Annotated in this window: 11 protein-coding genes; 8 read left to right on the plus strand and 3 right to left on the minus strand. The window is 71.2% G+C overall.

Features of this window, described 5'->3' with window-relative positions; genetic code table 11:
* The 5 genes from FJ309_15455 to FJ309_15475 form a co-directional block, all read left to right on the plus strand.
* On the plus strand, positions 1-3404 hold a 3404-nt coding region (locus FJ309_15455; GenBank protein MBM3955980.1), incomplete at its 5' end, for a DEAD/DEAH box helicase.
* 419 nt (positions 3405-3823) lie between these two features.
* Positions 3824-4132 carry an ATP-binding protein gene (locus FJ309_15460; protein ID MBM3955981.1) on the plus strand — a complete coding sequence of 103 codons (309 nt, stop codon included), beginning with the start codon at positions 3824-3826 and terminating at the stop codon, positions 4130-4132.
* 194 nt (positions 4133-4326) lie between these two features.
* The gene (locus tag FJ309_15465) at positions 4327-7770 is read left to right on the plus strand and encodes a helicase (protein ID MBM3955982.1); all 3444 of its coding nucleotides are present in this window, start codon (positions 4327-4329) and stop codon (positions 7768-7770) included.
* An 8-nt stretch (positions 7771-7778) separates the two neighbouring features.
* Positions 7779-9575, plus strand: coding sequence for a DUF1998 domain-containing protein (locus FJ309_15470; protein MBM3955983.1), 1797 nt, complete (start codon positions 7779-7781; stop codon positions 9573-9575).
* Positions 9572-10384, plus strand: coding sequence for a phospholipase (locus tag FJ309_15475; protein ID MBM3955984.1), 813 nt, complete (start codon positions 9572-9574; stop codon positions 10382-10384). The genes FJ309_15470 and FJ309_15475 overlap by 4 nt, the downstream gene beginning before the upstream one ends.
* Positions 10385-10410: 26 nt before the next feature.
* Here FJ309_15475 and FJ309_15480 read toward each other — a convergent pair whose 3' ends face one another.
* From FJ309_15480 to FJ309_15490, 3 genes are all read right to left on the minus strand, one after another.
* Positions 10411-10920, minus strand: a complete 510-nt coding sequence (locus FJ309_15480) for a GNAT family N-acetyltransferase (protein MBM3955985.1) — start codon at positions 10918-10920, stop codon at positions 10411-10413.
* Entirely contained in the window at positions 10913-11188 is a 276-nt protein-coding gene (locus tag FJ309_15485; protein ID MBM3955986.1) for a DUF1778 domain-containing protein, read from the minus strand. Before FJ309_15485 ends, FJ309_15480 begins: the two co-directional genes overlap by 8 nt.
* A 198-nt stretch (positions 11189-11386) precedes the next feature.
* The gene (locus FJ309_15490) at positions 11387-11590 is read right to left on the minus strand and encodes a hypothetical protein (protein ID MBM3955987.1); all 204 of its coding nucleotides are present in this window, start codon (positions 11588-11590) and stop codon (positions 11387-11389) included.
* A gap of 255 nt (positions 11591-11845) precedes the next feature.
* On the opposite strand from FJ309_15490, the gene FJ309_15495 reads away from it, so the two are divergent.
* The 3 genes from FJ309_15495 to FJ309_15505 form a co-directional block, all read left to right on the plus strand.
* Complete coding sequence (locus FJ309_15495; protein MBM3955988.1) at positions 11846-13081, plus strand: serine/threonine protein kinase; 1236 nt, start codon at positions 11846-11848, stop codon at positions 13079-13081.
* 73 nt (positions 13082-13154) lie between these two features.
* A complete protein-coding gene (locus tag FJ309_15500) occupies positions 13155-14555 on the plus strand; it encodes a hypothetical protein (GenBank protein MBM3955989.1) in 1401 nt (466 codons plus the stop codon).
* Between the two features lie 61 nt (positions 14556-14616).
* The coding region (locus FJ309_15505) for a c-type cytochrome (protein ID MBM3955990.1) at positions 14617-16969 on the plus strand (2353 nt) is incomplete at its 3' end.

The following is a 16969-nucleotide window of genomic DNA, read 5'->3' on the forward strand; positions in this document are numbered from 1 at the left end:
TGAAGCGCGGGCGGGTGGCGCGGGTGCTGGTGATCTGCCCGAAGATCCTCATCGATCAGTGGGTCGAGGAGCTCGGGTCGAAGTTCGGCATCGATGCCTATGGGGCCACCGGCGCCGAGCTCCCGGGCGCGGCCCATCGGACCGAGCCGGTGATCGTGACCACCTACCAGTCGGCGAGCGGATTCCTCGAGTCGGGGCAGGCGAGCGGATTCGACATGCTGATCCTCGACGAGGCGCACAAGGTGCGAAACCTCCACGGGTCGCCGACGCCGCCAAGGATGGCCAAGGCGATCTTCGAGGCCCTCCGGGCACGGGCCTTCAAGTATGTGCTCATGCTCACGGCCACGCCGATCCAGAACCGGCTGTGGGACATCTATTCGCTCGTCGATTGCCTCGCCGTCGCCCGGGGGCATACCAACCCGTTCGGAAACCCTTCGCAGTTCGCGGCGCGGTTCATCGCCGATGGCAAGCAGGTCGCCCGACGGTTGCGGAAGGAGCATGTCGAGGAGTTTCGGAAGATCGTCGGGTCGTACATGTTTCGCACGCGCCGGGGCGAGGCACGGCTCGTGTTTCCCGAGCGGAACGTGAAGACGTATCCGGTGAAGGCGACTGCGGAGGAGACGGAGCTCGAGCGGATCGTCAGCGGGGCGATCGCGAAGTTTTCCGCGGTCGAACAGACCAGTCTGCTCGTGGCGCTGATGAGCAGCCCGGCCGCCCTCGCCCACCAGGTGGCCCACATGGCCAGGCCCGGGTCGCAAGCCGCCGAGATCGCCCTCGAGGTGGGGGCGCTGGCGGGGCGCGTGGCGATGCCGGCGAAGGCGGGGCAATTGCTCGAGATCGTCGGCATCCTGCGGCCCCAGCGGCCCGACTGGCGCATGGTGGTGTTTACCACGCGGCGGGAGACGCAGGCGATGCTCGGGAAGGTGCTGGCCGACGCGGGGGTGTCGCATGGATTCATCCGCGGCGGTGAGCCGGCGGCGAATCGCAAGACGATCGAGGCGTTTCGGAAGAAGGATCCCGAGATCCACGTCGTGATCTCCACCGATGCGGGCGCGGAGGGGGTGAATCGCCAGGTTGCCAATTTGCTCGTGAACTACGACCTCCCGTGGAATCCGATGATCGTGGAGCAGCGGATCGGGCGCGTGCAGCGCATCGGTTCGCAGTTCAAGTCGGTGTGGGTGGCCAACCTCGTCCACCAAGACAGCCCCGAGCAGCAGATCGTGGCCCGCCTGATGGAGAAGCTGCAGGTGATCGCCCACACGGTCGGCGACATCGAGGCCGTGCTCGAGGCTTCCGAAGACGCCGGCAGCACGTCGCTCGACCAGCAGATCCGCAGCATGATCGTGAGCGCCTTCTGCGGCCAGGATCAGGAGCGCGCGGCCGCGATGCGAGTCGAGAGCATCGAACAGGCGAGGAAGCTGCTCGAGGAACAGGAGACGGAGATGAACGACATGCTCGGGGCGATGAGCGACCCCGATCAGGCCGACATCCCGATGCCGAAGCTCACTCCCGCCGCGCCGTCGATGCCGCTGGCCAGCTTCGTCCTCGCGGCGCTCGAGCGCGAAGGCTGGGCCGTCGCCGACGATGGCACGGGACTGTTCACGGGCCACGATGCCAACAGGGAACGGGTGCAACTGGCGTTCGATGCGGGGGTTCTCGAGCGGCATGTCCGGCCCGGGGTGTTCATGGGGCAGGCCCCGCAGCTCTACCAGCCGGGCAAGCCCGCCTTCGAGCGGCTCGTGCAGCGCTGGATCGACCGCAGCGCGGTGCACGGGGCCGACCAGCGGCTGTCGCGCGAGGAGACGGCGGCGATCGCCGCTCGATGGTCGGGTGAGATCCCGGGGGCGTCGTACATCGGCTGCGAGCCGGTCGCCGGCCGCGCCACGGTCACCGGCCGGGTGCACTGCCGAGCCCGCGCGGCCAATGCCGTCGACAGCTACGAGAAGGTCGTCGCCATCGAGATCACGGCCGTGGCCGAAGGCGCGGTGGCGCCGTTCGATGCGGCGCAGGTCCATCCCAAGACGGTTTTCCCCGACGTGGAACGGCTCGTCGAGGCGCGCGCGGCCGAAGATCCCGATATCGGGCAATTCCGCACGTTCTACCAGCAGCGTCTCGAGCGCGAGCTCGCCAAGACCGATGCCGGGGAACGCCGGGAAAAACTCGTCAACGATCTCGCCCCGGGCGTGACGGCGGAGGCGGCCGCCGTGGAATACGTTGTCGGCGGCGAGCAAGCGGTCGACGTCGCCTACCGGGTCGGCGAGTCCGCGCCGTATCGGTCGCGGATCACGATCGCCGGTGGCGCGGTAACGCGGCAGCCCGAGCGCCAGCGGTGCGATGTGACCGGTCAGGTGCTGCCCGCCGAGTGCCTCGAGGTCTGCCAGGTCAGCGGCGTGCGGGCCCTGCGGCACCTCATGCAGCGGAGCGAGGCGGGGGGTGGGTATGCGCTGGCAGAGGAGTGCATCACCTGCCCGATCACCGGCAAGCGGATCCTGCGGACGGAGGCCGAAACCTGCTGCCTGACGGGGGGCGTGGCGCTGCGGTCGGCGCTCGTGCAAAGCGCGGTGTCGGGGCGCTACGTCGTGCCCGATCGGGCCACGACATGCGAGGTGACGGGCGCCGCGGTCATCGACGACGAGCGCGTGACGAGTGATCTATCCGGCAAACGGTTTCGACGCGACGAAGCCGTTCGGCTCGCCGATGGCACGACGGTGGGGCACCGGAGCGAGGCGAGGTGCTGCGAGTTCAGCGGCGTCTATCTGCGGGAGGCCGACTGCGCGGTGTCGGCCTACTCGGGCAAAACGCTGGCGAAGGAGCGCCTCCGCATGTCGGAGATTTCGGGCCGAGCCGGCGACGAGAGCGAGCTGCACGCCTGCGGGATCACCGGCACCAAGGGGCTCCCGGACGAGCTGGCGAAAAGCGCGCTCTCCGGCATGTGGCTCCTCCCTGATCGCGCCGTCACCCTCGAAGACGGGCGCGTCGCGGCGGTGCGCGAGACGGGCCGGTGCGCGTGGACCGACGCGCTGCTCCCGAGCAGCGACACGGGCCTCTGCGCGCTCTGCGGCCTGCGGTTCGACAAGCGGCTGATCAATGCTTCGGGCGAGTTCGTCGGCCTGCGGCAGGTGCTCGACGGCACGCGGACCGGTGCGCGCTTCGCAGATCCCGGCTTTCTTGCCCGCACGGCACCTGCCGTGTTTCAGGGATTCACGAGTTGCAGCGTGGTGTCGTCGGCTACCAAGAAGGCCCACATCCTCCACGGTGCGAAGTCGTTTCTCGGGTTCAACCGGAAGGTGTTCGCCGTGATCGCGCTCGGCGAGGTGTCGGGGCTCACGCTCGCGGGCAAAGCCCTCGTCGGCAAGCCGACACCGACAGGATGGGTCGCAACCGACGTCCACGCGATGCCGTGACGGCGTGACGATGGCAGCGAGGGACCGACGAGAGCGTCACGGACGTCACGGACGTCGCCGCCGAGCCGCCGAGCCGCCGGCGGCGTTCAGCACGACGAGGCAGCTTCCCGCAGCGATCGACTCCCTCGAAGCCTTCCCGCCGGCTGCGGTGCAGCCGCAGCGGCGGTGAATGGTGGCTGGCCAGAAGTGCCGACCGTGGCGGCTTCCTTGCAGCTGCTCGATCCAGCCGCACTCTCGGCTGGGCTGCCCGCATTCGCCCCATCCCGGGGCCCTGTGGTGCGGGGAGTCCATGGAGGGCTCCATCCCAATGAATGACAAGCCATAAAGTGAATCCAGTGAATGACTTGCAGACTGATCTCCGGGGAGATAAAGTCGCTTTATCTTAGTGTGGCGGCGGCTTTGTCTCCCGAGGTACGCGCATGGCTGAATGGCGGTTTTACGGCCGGACAGAACAGCTTGCGGAGCTGGAGCGGGAGCTCAACCGCAAGCGGTGGTTCCTCGCGAAGGTCACCGGGCGACGCCGGATCGGCAAGACGAGCCTGATCCAACGAGCCATGGAGGAGATCGGCAACCGTCAGCCGGTCTTCTATGTCCAAATCCCCGACTCCGAGCCGGCCGGCATTCTGTCGGCACGACAGGCCCGCCGATCGAATCGGCTGTATCGTCTCAACCATCGTCATCTTCAGCTAATCGCCATCACAGGACTCCTTCAGCGGCACTGCCGCTGAAAGACCGGTAGGTCAAATGCTCCGTGATGATGGCCACGTGTCAGGCGCCGATTGATGGCCGCTAATGCGCGCTGACTGACAGTTGGATACCTTGCCGATCGGGGCGGCACCGGGGTACGCTCCCCCCCGTCCGGGTCGGCCGGCTGCCGCCGGCTCCGTGCTCCCCGTGAAGGGCCTTCGTGACCGCCTCCGCCGTGTCGTCCGCGCAGATCCGGGCCCGCCTCGTCGAGGCGCTACGGCTCGATCTCGTCGGGCCGACGAACGATCATCCTTTCGCCGGCGAGCTGTTGCCGGAGTCGCCGCGCCGTTGGTATCTGACCGGCTACCTGGTGCCGACGACGCTGCCGTGCGAGAGCAAGTCGGAGGACGACGCCGAGGACGACCCGATCGACAGCCCGGCGGAGCAGCCGGCCAGCGACGACGGGGCCGAGATCGACCGGACGGCGGGCAAGAAGGGGCTGCTCCCCAGTTCACTCGGGGTCAGCGTGCTCCTGCCCGGCGGCGTGGAGACGCTGGCCGCGACCGTGGAATGGGGTGACTACGCCTACGAAGGGCCGCAGGGATCGGAGGCGGCGGACGGGTCGGCGACGCAGGCCGCCGGAGCGGTCGGGGCGGTGCAGAAGGCCGTCGCGGGGCCGCGCGGCTACCGGCGGCAGCCCCGGCACGCACGGGCCACGATCGACCTCGCGGCAGCGCGCGGGAAGCCGTCGCGCACGGCCCTCGAGGGATCCGCGGGCCTGGTGCTCGTCGCCACGGTGCGCGACGTGCCCGCCGCGGCCCGGGCCGCTGGCAAGCTCCCGGCCGGCACGCGCAGCGTGGCGGTGTTTCTCGTCAACGAGCGGATCCCCGACGCCGAGCGGCCCTATTCGCGGTTCGTGTTCCAGCCGCGGCTGCGCCTCGAGACGCCGGCCGGCGCGCTCTTCGTCGGCAGGCCGGACCTGCGCGACGGCGAAGAGTCGGACGAGAAGATCGCCGACGTCCAGTATCGCGACGTGCTCGAACATGCGGTCGGCCACGGGGTCTCGGCCCGCGGGATCGTCGACGAGCGCGGCGCGTGCCGGGCGGTCGAGACCGAATGGATTCCCGAGGCGGCGGTGGAACGGGTCGAACCCCGCAGCCTCGACGGCGTCGTGCTCGGCATGGAACAACTCGGGGCGCTGGCCGACGGCGCTGCCGCGACGGCGGCGCTGCTGCCGATCGTCGCGGCGTATCGGGCGTGGATCGAGACGCAGGCCGCGGTCGGGGCGGGAATGGACGAGCACCGCCGCGAGACCGTGACGGCGATGCTGGCGACGATGAAGACCGCGGCCCGGCGGATCGAGGCCGGCATCGCCACACTGGCCACGCAGCCGGCGGCTCTCGACGCGTTTCGCACGGCCAACCGGGCGATGGCCCACGCCGCCCGTCGCCGCACCTGGTATTCGCGCGGCCGCGCCGGCGCGCCCGCCGACCTGCCGGCGCCGGCGTGGCGGCCGTTTCAGCTCGCGTTCATCCTCCTGGCGATCAATGGCCTCACCGACGAGGCCCATGCCGATCGGGAGCGGGTCGATCTGCTGTTTTTTCCCACCGGTGGCGGAAAGACCGAGGCCTATCTGGGCCTCGCCGCCTACGCGATCGTGCTCCGCCGGCTGCGCCACGGCACGCCGCGCGGCTGCGGCGTCGCCGTGCTGATGCGCTACACGCTGCGGCTGCTCACGCTCGACCAGCTCGGCCGCGCCGCGGCGCTGGTCTGTGCCCTGGAGCTCGAGCGACGGCGCGACACCCGCCGGCTCGGGTCGTGGCCGTTCGAGATCGGCCTCTGGGTCGGGAGCGCCGCCACGCCCAACCGGATCGGGAAACGGGGCGACAATGCGCCCGGGCACGACGAGACGGCGTATGCGCGGACCAACCGGTTCAAGCGCCATCCGGGGGCCCACCCGGCGCCGATCCCGATCGAGGAATGCCCGTGGTGCGGTGCGCCGTTCACGGCGGAGTCGTTTCGGCTCGTGCCCAATGACCGCGAGCCGCACGATCTCCGCGTCACCTGCAGCGACCACGCCTGTGATTTCTCGGGCGACAGTCCGCTGCCGATCGTCGCCGTCGACGAGCCGGTCTACCGCCGGCTGCCCTGCTTTCTCATCGCCACGGTCGACAAGTTCGCCGCCCTGCCCTGGACCGGCCGCACCGGGGCGCTGTTTGGCCTCGTCGACCGCCACGACGCCGACGGGTTTTACGGGCCGTGCGACCCCGACGACGGGGCGCCGTTGGGAGCCGCATCGCTGCCCGGGCCGGAGCTCGTGATCCAAGACGAGCTGCATCTGATCTCGGGGCCGCTGGGCACGATCGCGGGGGTGTATGAATCGGCGATCGACATGCTCGCCTCGCGGCAGCGCGACGGGCGGACGGTCCGGCCGAAGATCGTCGCCAGCACGGCGACGGTGCGCCGTGCCCACACGCAGGTCAGGGCACTGTTCGAGCGGCTCGAGACCCAGGTCTTCCCGCCGCCCGGCCCCGACCGGCGCGACAGCTTCTTCGCCGTCACCGTGCCGGCGACGAGCCGCCCGGCGCGGATGTATGTCGGCGTGGCGGCGCAGGGGCGCAGCCAGAAGGTGGTGTTTCTCCGCACGACCCTGGCGCTGGCGGCGGCGGCCCAGCGCCTCTGGGAAGAGCATGGCGGCGCGAAGAACGCGATGAATCCGGTCGATCCCTACATGACGTCGCTCGGCTACTTCAACAGCCTGCGCGAATTGGGGGGCAGCCGGCGGATCGTCGAAGACGAGGTCTGCACGCGCCTCGAGGAATATGGCAACCGGCGGCGCGTCGAGCCCGCCGACATGCTGTTTGCCCGGCGCTCGATCCAGCGCGACGTGCTCGAGCTGACGTCGCGCGTCAGCACCGGGCAGGTGTCGGTGACGAAGAGCCGGCTCGCCAAGCCGTTTGCCGATCCCGACCATGTCGACACGGCCCTGGCCACCAACATGATCTCCGTCGGCCTCGACATCACGCGCCTCGGCTTGATGCTCGTCCTCGGTCAGCCCAAGGCGAGTGCCGAATACATCCAGGCCACCAGCCGCGTCGGCCGCGACCCGGACCGCCCGGGGCTGGTCGTGACGATCTTCAACATCCACAAGCCGCGCGATCGGTCGCACTACGAGCGGTTCGGCAGCTTCCACGCGTCGTTCTACCGGTCGGTCGAGGCGACGAGCGTGACGCCGTTTTCGCCGCGGGCGCTCGACCGGGCGCTGGTCGGCACGCTGGTAGCGCTGGTGCGGCACTTCGACCCCCGGCTCACGCCGCCGCGCGGCGCCGAAGCGGTCGGCGAGTTTCGCACCGCCGTCGAGGCGATCGCGGAGCGGCTCGCCGAGCGGGCGCGGGCCCACGCCTGGCCCCCGTCCGCGGCAGCCGGGCAGGAGCTCCACGACCAGGTGCTCCACCGCTGCCGGAGCCTCCTCGACGACTGGGTGAACATCGTCGAGGAGCTGCGGCAGTCGAGCACGCACCTGGAATACCAGCGTGAGCTGGGGGGCGGTGCGCGGCTCCTGCACACCTTCCTCGATCCGGAGCTGCGCGACCTCGGGCGGACGCGGCGGCGCTTCAAGGCGAACCGTTCGATGCGCGACGTCGAGCCGAGTGTGATCCTCGCCGTCCGTCGGCCGTAGGGGATGCGATGGCCCTCAACCAACTGCGCCGCAGCCAATTGGTGACGACGTTCGGCCCGGGGTCGATGATCGACCTCCCCGACTGCTCGGTGATCGTCGCCGGGCTCGACCACTGGCGCTACGACCCGGCACGGATCCCGGTCATCGAGGAACCGCGGCTGGTCGAGAAGCTGCGCGCGTTTCTCGATCGCGACACCGTCACGCTCCGCGCGCCGCCGCCGGCCCCCGAGCACCCGAATGAGCCGCGCACGGACGTGGCCGCCTGGAACTTCCCCGCCTGGTTCATCGTGCAGGAGTCGCGGCCGGGGGCCGGCCGCTTTCGCCGCCGCCGGCTCGTGCATGCCGCCGCCCTCGAAAACGGCCGCTACCGCGATGCCGAATCCCGGTCGCAGCTCCAGGTCGTGCCGGTGCGCTTCGTGCGCGCCTGCCCGCGCGGGCATGTCGACGACCTCGATTGGAAGCAGTTCGTCCACGGCGCCCGGACCGGCTGCATGCGGCAGTTGTGGATCGAGGAGCGCGGCACGAGCGGTGATTTGGCGCAGGTGTTCGTCGCCTGCGACTGCGGCGTCAGCCGGTCGATGGCGGAGGGGGCGGGCGTGAAGGCGCTGGGCTACTGCAGCGGTCGCCGCCCATGGCTCGGTGCGGTCGCGCCTGAGCCGTGCGACCTGCCGGCGCGGCTGCTCGTGCGGAGTGCCAGCAACGCCTACTTTCCGCAGTTGCTCAGCGTGATCTCGATTCCCGACCGCCGCCGCCCGGTCGACGACACCGTCCGCGCCCTGTGGGCCGATTTCCTCGCCGACGTCGAGTCGTTTGCCGACCTGGCCAAGGCACGGAAGAAACCGACACCCAAGGAGCGGCTCGAAGGGTTTTCCGATGCCGACGTGTTCGCGGCGATCGAGCGGCAGCGCGCGGGAGAGTCGGGCGTGGCGCGCAACGTCAAGGAGGTCGAGTTTTCGGCGTTGGCCGAGTCGGCGGAGGAGGCGGGGGCCGACGTGCCCGACGGCGATTTCCACGCCCGGCGGATGCCGCGCGAGCACTGGGCAGCTCCCTGGATGGGCGGCGTCGCCGACGTGGTCCTCGTTCATCGCCTGCGCGAGGTGGTGGCGCTGGCGGGATTCACCCGGTGCGAGCCGCAGGGGCCCGACATTCAGGGGGAGCTGTCGATCGATGCCAAGCGCGCCGCCCTGGCGGTCGATCAGACCTGGGTGCCGGCGATCGAGAACCGTGGCGAGGGGGTGTTTGTCCGGTTCGATCCGGCGGCCGTCGGTGCCTGGGCGGCGCGGCCGGAGGTGGTCGCGCGGGGGCGCGTGCTCGTCGAGGGCTTCGACGCCTGGAAAGTCGAGAAGAAGGTGAAGGTCGAGTTTCCGGGCGTCATCTATTACATGCTCCACTCGTTCAGCCACCTGCTGATGACGGCGATCGCGCTGGAGTGCGGGTATCCGTCGAGCTCGATCCGCGAGCGGATCTTCTGCATGCCCTCCGACGGTCAGTTCGGGATCCTCATCTACACCGGCTCGTCCGATGCCGAGGGCACGCTCGGCGGCCTGGTGCTGGCAGGGCGGTCGATCAGCCGCCACGTCCGGCGGGCGCTCGACGAGGGCATGCTGTGCTCGAGCGACCCGGTGTGCGCGTACCATCGGCCCGGCGAGCACGACCACCAGCGGCTCCACGGCGCCGCCTGCCACGGCTGCCTGCTGGTCGCCGAGACGTCGTGCGAGCAGCACAACGATTACCTCGACCGGGCCCTCGTCGTGCCCACGGTCGAGGGGCTCGGCGTGGAGTTTTTCCGGGATGCCGACCGATGACCGCGCGCGGGCCGGCGGCGCGGTTCGCTCCCCTGCTCCGCCTGCCGGGCGCCGCGCTCGAGGCCCTCGCCTCGTCGCTGCGCGACGGCGTGCTCTCCGAGGCGATCACGCTCCATGGCGTCGAGCAGGTCGCGGGGACGGACGCCGCGGCCGTGGCGGCGCTCCTGCGTGAGCTCGCCGCCGACGGGCTCGCGCCGCGGCAGCTCGCGGTCGTGGTGGAGGGGATCGCGTCCGCCGTGGTCGCCACTCCCAAGCCGACGAGCCTGTTTGATCTCGTGCTCTCCGGCCCCGACCTGCCCGGGGTGCCGACGGCCGATACCGCGGCGGTGATGCAGACGCTCGTACGGGCGGCCAGCCGCGAGATCCTCTTGGTCGGGTATGCGGTCCACGACGGCAAACGGCTCTTCGAGCCACTCGCCCGGCGGATGGCGGAGGAACCCCGGCTGGTGGTGACGTTGTGCCTCGACATCCAGCGGGCGTGGAACGACCCGACCCCCGCCGCCGAGCTCGTCGCCCGGTTCGCCCGCGAGTTCCGCGCGCGGCACTGGCCCTGGGAGCGGCTGCCGGCGCTGTATTACGACCCGCGCTCGCTGGAGGTCGGCGACGGCCGGGCGAGCCTCCACGCCAAGTGCGTCGTCGTCGACCGTGAGCAGGCCCTGGTGACCAGCGCCAATTTCACCGACGCCGCCCAGCGGCGCAACATCGAAGTCGGCGTCGTGCTGCGCCACCCGGCATCCGCCGGTCGCCTCGCCGACCACTTCGCCGGCTTGATCGGCGCCGCCGTCCTGACGCGCTGCCCGCTGGGTTGAGCCGTCGAGGCGCGGGCTGCCTGGTGTCACGCTCGCCCGATCGCCCGGCGCGCGGTCTCCATCGGGAGGTACATGTGGAGGTGGTCGTCGGTCAGGCTGCGGAATCCGAAGCGGGCGTAGAACGACCGAGCCGTGTCGTCCTTGGCATCGACTTCGATGACCGCCGAGGCGATCGATTCGGCACCTCCGACGGCGACGCGAAGCGCGTACGCCAGGAGCGCCGCCCCGATCCCGCGGCCCTGCCATGACATGTCTACCGCGAGCCGCGCCAGCAGCGTGGTCGGCAACGGCATCCGCGCCGGCAAGCGGCCACGGTCGCCGAGGACGTTTACGGAGAGCCTGCCAGCGGCGAGCGTGAAGTAACCCACCACGACATCGGCAGGATCGACGGCGACGTAGCCCCGGGTGAGGTCCTTCCTGCCATGCTGGCCGAGGCTCGTCCGGAGATACTCGTCGAGCGCCGGGACGCCACAGGCGAATCGGCTCCGGTCGTGTCGCTTCCGATCGAACGGCTCGAATCGGAGCGCCTCAGCCACGCTCCAGGTCCCGCAGCCGCCGCACCGCTCCGCGCAGGGCCGCGTTGGGGGTGGCCGGCTTTCGCAGCATCGCGAGCAACTCGGCGCTGTCGCGGTCGGTCGCGTCGCGCGACCGGATCCGCCGGAGCGTGCGGTCGGCGGCGATCTCCAGCATGCCGTTGATGAAGCTGGTGACCGTCATCCCACGCAGGGCCGCTGCCTTGGCGATCTTCCTCTTCAAGGCATCCGGCTGACGGATCGTGATCTTGGTGTGGCTGGCGGTGGCCATCGGCCGGGCTCCGCGGAGAGGCAATCAGTTGATACGGCATTATGCCGTACTGCGTTGCTGGCCGCCAGCCCGCTGCCCGCCGGGTTGAGCCGTCGAGGCGCGGGCTGCCTGGTGTCACGCTCGCCCGGACCGGGCGCGGCGACGCCGCACTCTGCACACTCGAGCCGCCCGCAGGAGCTGGGTCGGGGAATCGCGGCCTCAGGCGGGGCGGCGCTGGCGGCGGGGGCGGGCCGGCTTGGCCTGGGGCCGGGCCGTTCCGGCCACCGGCTGGGCCACCGCAGCCACCCGCGGGCTGAACGCCAACTCGAGCATCTTGGCGAGGCTGTTCCGCCCGCCGACCACCGTCGACCCGTCGGCCAACGTGATCCGGACGGCGGGGAGGGAACCGGTTCGCTCGTTCATGGCAGACCTCCCTGCACGGCTGACTTCGGGTGTATCGGCACATCGGGCAGGGCTTGTCCAGCTTGATCCCCCCGCGAGCGTGCCGCGGCGTCGCGGCGAGCGGTATCATGCCCGCCACCGCGGAGCCGACGTGGCCCGGCGCACGCGCGCCGACCGCGATCGATCGCCCCGCGACCCCGACGAGGACCCGCTCTCGTGGCTGCCAGCCTGCTCCATGTTTTGCCGCTGCGTCCCGCGCGGTGGTCGATTCTCGAAATGAGTCTCGTCGTCGCGCTGGCGGGCGCTAGCGCGGGGGTGCCTGCGGCTGCCGGTGATTGGCCGGCGTTCCTCGGGCCCGGCGGGCGCGCCGATGCCGTCGGCTGCAACCCGCCGGTCACCTGGAATCTCGCCACGAGCGTCCGCTGGAAGGTGCCGATCCCCGGCAAGGGCTGGTCGAGCCCGATCGTCCGCGGTGAGCGGATCTATCTCACGACCGCCGTGCCCTCGGGCGAGGATCCGCCCCAGCACCAGTCGCTGCGCGTCGTCTGCCTCGACCTGCCCACCGGAGCGGTCCGCTGGGATCACGAGATTTTCAGCAAGGCGGCTGCCGGGAAACTTCACAAGAAAAATTCCCACGCCAGCCCGACGCCGCTCGCCGACGACGAGCGGCTGTTCGTCCACTTCGGCGCCGACGGCACCGCCTGCCTCGATTTCGACGGGAAGGTGATCTGGGCCAACGACCGCCTGACCTACGACCCGCAGCACGGCGCTGGCGGCTCGCCGATCTTCTCAGGGGCTCGGCTGGTGTTTCACGGCGACGGCGTCGAGGAGCCGTTTATCGCGGCGCTCGAGCGGAGCAGCGGGGCCCTCGCCTGGAAGAGCGTCCGCCCCGAGACGCAGACGCCGCGGTTTTCCTTCTGCACGCCGCTGGAAATCGAGGCCGAGGGGCGGCGGCAGATCGTGTCGCCGGCGTCGCACCAGGTGGTGAGCTACGACCCGGCGACCGGCACGGAGCTGTGGCGGGTGCGCTACCCAAACAAGTGGTCGGTCGTGCCCCGGCCGGTGTTTTCCCACGGGCTGGTGTTCGTCTGCACCGGCTACGACGGCCCGGCGGAATTGCTCGCCATCCGGCCGACCGGCTCGGGCGACGTGACCGACACCCATGTCGCCTGGAAGACCGACGACAATATCCCCCACAACCCCTCGCCGCTGGTCGTCGGCGACGAAATCTACCTCGTCGCCGACAACGGCATCGTCTCCTGCCGCGACGTCGCCACCGGCACGCTCCACTGGCGGCACCGGATCGGCGGCAATTTTTCGGCGTCGCCGGTCCATGCCGGTGGGCGGATCCACGTGATCGACGAGGCCGGTGTGGCCACGATCTTCGGCGTCGGCAAGGAATGGAAGGAGCTGGGGAGCTGCGACTTCGCCGAGGCGGCCCTGGCGACCCCGGCGTTCGTCGACAGCGCCGTCCTCGTCCGCACCGAGGGGCAGCTGTGGCGGATCGAGTGAGTCGCGCGCCATCCATTCCCGGAGTGACCCGATGCCGATCCACCGCCGGCTGACGTGGGCGCTGGCGATCCTCCTGCCCGCCCTCGCCGCGGCCGCCGACACCAGCGACCCGCGCGGGCTGTTCGTCGAGGGCTACGCCGGCCGGGTCAGCCTCCGCCCCGGTGAGGAGCTCGCCCTCCACGTCTCCACGTCGGCGCCGGCGTTTGCCGTCGAGATCGCCCGGATCGGGGCGAAGCGCGAGGTGGTGCTCTCCAAGGAGGGCATCGCCGGCAGCGAGGCGCCGATTCCCGAGCAGGCATCGGCGTCGGGCTGCGGCTGGCCGGTGGCGTTCCGGCTGCCGGTGCCGGCGGAGTGGAAGAGCGGCTACTACGAGGTGGTGTTTCGCGTCGCCGACGGCGGCGGCCGCTACGTGCAGCGCGGGCGGCGCACTGCCGAGGCGACCTGCTTCTTCATCGTCCGCCCCGCCGTGCCCGGGGCGACGTCGAAGGTCCTCCTCCAACTCGCGACCAACACCTACTCCGCCTACAACAACTGGGGCGGCCAGAGCCTGTATGCCTACAACGGCCGGGCGGGCGTGCAGGGGCACCGGGTGAGCTTCCTGCGGCCGCCAGCCAGCCAGTTTTCCCAGTGGGAGCGGGCGTTCGTCGCCTGGGCCGAAGCTGCCGGCCACCCGCTCGAGTTCGCCGCCAACCTCGATCTCGAGACCGACCCGGCGGCGCTGGCAGCCTACCGGCTCGTGCTCTCGGTCGGCCACGACGAGTACTGGTCGGCGCTGATGCGCGACCACCTCGAGGCGTTCATCGCCCGCGGTGGCAACGCCGCCTTCTTCAGCGGCAACACCTGCTGCTGGCAGGTGCGGGCCGAAGACGAGGGGACGGCACTGGTGAGCTGGAAGCAGCGCTGGGTGATGGACCCGGTGTTTCCCGGCGGCGACCACGCGCGGCTGTCGACGCTATGGAGCCACCACCTCGTCGCGCGGCCGGAAAACCGGCTCACCGGCGTTGGGTTCCTGTTCGGCGGGTACCACCGCAGCCATGGCCAGTTGATGGACGGCTCCGGCGCTTACACCGTCCACCGCCCCGACCACTGGCTCCTGGCCGGCACGGGGCTCGGCCGCGGCGACGAATTCGGCGGGAAAGACACGATCGTCGGCTATGAGTGTGACGGGTGCGAGATCGAGTGGCGCGACGGGCTCCCCTTCCCCACCGGCCGCGACGGCACGCCCGCGGGGTTCGAGATCGTCGCCACGGCACCGGCCAAGTGGCACCCCGAAGACGCGCTATTTTACGACCGCTTTCCGGCCGACCGCGTCGGCAACGCCGTCGTCGGGTGCTACACGGCCGCCGGGGCCGGCGATTCCCCGGGGGGCACGGTCGTGACGGTAGGCTCGACCGATTGGGCCCACGGCCTCGCCGGCCGCGACCCGGTCGTCGAGCGGATCACGCGCACCGTCCTCGATCGGCTCGGCCGCTGACCGGCGACGATCTATGATCACGTGGCCGGCCCCCCCGTGCCGGCGACCCGGAGCCACCGCCATGCCCCCGCGCCACGCCCTGTTGGGGTCGATCGTCGCCGCCGTCGCGGTGACCGTCGCCGGTGCCGACGAGCCGGAACTGCCCGAGGTGGCACGCTTCGGCGGCGTCGTCCGCGCCGACCTCAATGGCGACGGCCACGAGGATTTCGTCGTCTCCAACGCCGAGGGCTACGGCGTGTGGCTGTTCGTGCCGCCGGCAGCGGCCGCCGATCATCTGGAGTGGAAGACCGGCTGGACGCGCGTCCTCCGCGAGGGGAAGCCGGGCGACGCCGCTGCCCTGCCCCGGCTCGACCGCGACGGCGTGCTTTACGCCGATGGCGAGCTCGTGGCGGGGGATGTCCGCGTCGGGCGCGACGAGTTGCTCCGCGTGCCAGGGCCGCCGCCGAAGTCGCCGGCCGAGGCGCTGGCGGCGCTGCGTGTGCCTGAGGGCCTGGTGGTGTCGCTTGCCGCCGCCGAGCCGGCGGTGATCGATCCGGTGGCGATCGACTTCGACGAGCGCGGGCGGATGTGGGTCGCCGAGATGGGCGACTATCCGTTTGCCGAGGGGGAGGCGACCGACGACGGCTCGGTGACCTGGCGCGACGGCGTTCCCGGCGAGGGAGCGGAACGCGGGTTGATGCAGTCGCGGATCCGGATCCTCGAGGATGCCGACGAAGACGGCGTTTATGAATCGAGCGTGCTGTTTCTCGACGGCCTGCGCCACGTGACCGGCCTGGCCTGCTGGGACGGCGGCGTGTTCGTGGCCGGGGTGCCGGAGATCTTCTTCGCGCGCGACGACGACGGCGACGGCCGCTGCGACCGGCGCGAGACCTGGTTCACCGGGTTCACCGCCGGCAATCCGCAGCATCTGGTCAACGGCTTCTGCCTCGGGCTCGACGGCTGGTTCCACGGCGCCAATGGCGACAGCGGCGGGACCGTGGAGTGCGTCCGGTCCGGCGAGCGGATCGACCTTGGGCGCTACGACTTCCGGTTCGACCCGCGCTCGGGGGCGTTTCGCCGCGAAGTCGGGATGACGCAGGTCGGCAAGTGGCGCGATGATTTCGGCAATTGGTTCGGCACCAACAACGCCGTGCCCGGCTGGCACTACTGGCTGCCACTGGCCCACCTCGAGCGCCACCCCGACGTCGTCGTGCCCCGGCCGCGTGCCGACCTCACGCCCGACCGGCGCGTGCGCCTCGACACCCCGCCGCAACGGCGCCTCAACCAGGCCAGCCAGGCGGGGATGGTGACCAGCGCCTGCCATCCGATGCCGTATCGCGACGTCGTCCTCGGGCCCGCCGGGGCGGCGGCGATCTTCATCGCCGAGCCGGCCCACAACCTCGTCGTCCGGCGCGTCCTCGACTACTCGGGGCCGACGATCGCCGCCACGCGCCATGCCGACGACGCCGAGCGCGAGTTTCTCACCAGCACCGATCACTGGTTCCGGCCGATCATGGCCCGCACCGGCCCCGACGGGGCGCTGTACGTCGTCGACATGGCGCGGCTGGTCCTCGAGCATCCCGAGTGGGTGCCGGCCGAGATGGCGCGGCGGATGCAGCTTCGCGGGGGCGAGACGCTCGGGCGCATCTGGCGGATCGCCCCGCCGGGCCACCCCGGCAGGCGCGCCAGCGTGAGCCTCGCCTCGGCCAACGGCTGGGCCCGCGACACGGCGCAGCGCCGCGCCCTGGAGCGCGGCGCTGTTGACGACGAGGCGGCCGTGCGCCCCCTGCTCGACGACGAGTCGCCGGCGGTGCGTGTGCAGGCGGCGTTCACGCTCGACTGTCTCGGGCTGCTCCCGGCGGGCGAGTTGGTGAGCCGGCTGGCGCGCGAGTGGCCACGGGTGCGGGGGGCGGCGCTGGTGGCCGCCGGCGGGAGCGAGCTGGCCGAGGGGGAGGCGGAGCTGGTCGAGGTCCATCCGGGACGCGCGCCCAAGCCGGTGCCGTCGCCGGTCCTCGCGCCGGCCGATCCCGACCGGCAGGCGGTCGTCGCGCGCTATGTAGAAGCGGTCGGAAAGCCGGGTGATCCGGCGCGTGGCCGGGCCGTGTTCACCCGGGCCGGCTGCGCCGCCTGCCATCGGCTCGGCGACACCGGCGTGGAGCTCGGGCCCGACTTGGCGACGGTGGGGCGCAAGCCCGCCCCGCAGATCCTCGAAGCGATCTTCGATCCCGACCGGGCCGTCGAGCAGCGCTACGCGGCGACCGTCGTGGTCACCGACGAGGGAGTGCCCGTGCAGGGGATCGTCGTCGCCGAGACTCCCGGGAGCCTCACGCTGCGGCTTGCCGGCGGGGCCGACCGGGTGATCCGCCGCGGGGAGATCGAGAGCATCTCCACGCTGCCGCGGTCGCTGATGCCGGCCGGACTGGAGCCGGTGCTCT

Source organism: Planctomycetota bacterium, from assembly GCA_016872555.1.
GTDB lineage: Bacteria > Planctomycetota > Planctomycetia > Pirellulales > UBA1268 > F1-20-MAGs016.

Bases quoted from the DNA above. Each gene is read 5' to 3' on its own strand.
- FJ309_15470 (MBM3955983.1), top strand. From the start codon at position 7,779: ATGGCCCTCAACCAACTGCGCCGCAGCCAATTGGTGACGACGTTCGGC.
- FJ309_15490 (MBM3955987.1), bottom strand. From the start codon at position 11,590: ATGAACGAGCGAACCGGTTCCCTCCCCGCCGTCCGGATCACGTTGGCC.
- FJ309_15460 (MBM3955981.1), top strand. From the start codon at position 3,824: ATGGCTGAATGGCGGTTTTACGGCCGGACAGAACAGCTTGCGGAGCTG.
- FJ309_15495 (MBM3955988.1), top strand. From the start codon at position 11,846: ATGAGTCTCGTCGTCGCGCTGGCGGGCGCTAGCGCGGGGGTGCCTGCG.
- FJ309_15475 (MBM3955984.1), top strand. From the start codon at position 9,572: ATGACCGCGCGCGGGCCGGCGGCGCGGTTCGCTCCCCTGCTCCGCCTG.
- FJ309_15485 (MBM3955986.1), bottom strand. From the start codon at position 11,188: ATGGCCACCGCCAGCCACACCAAGATCACGATCCGTCAGCCGGATGCC.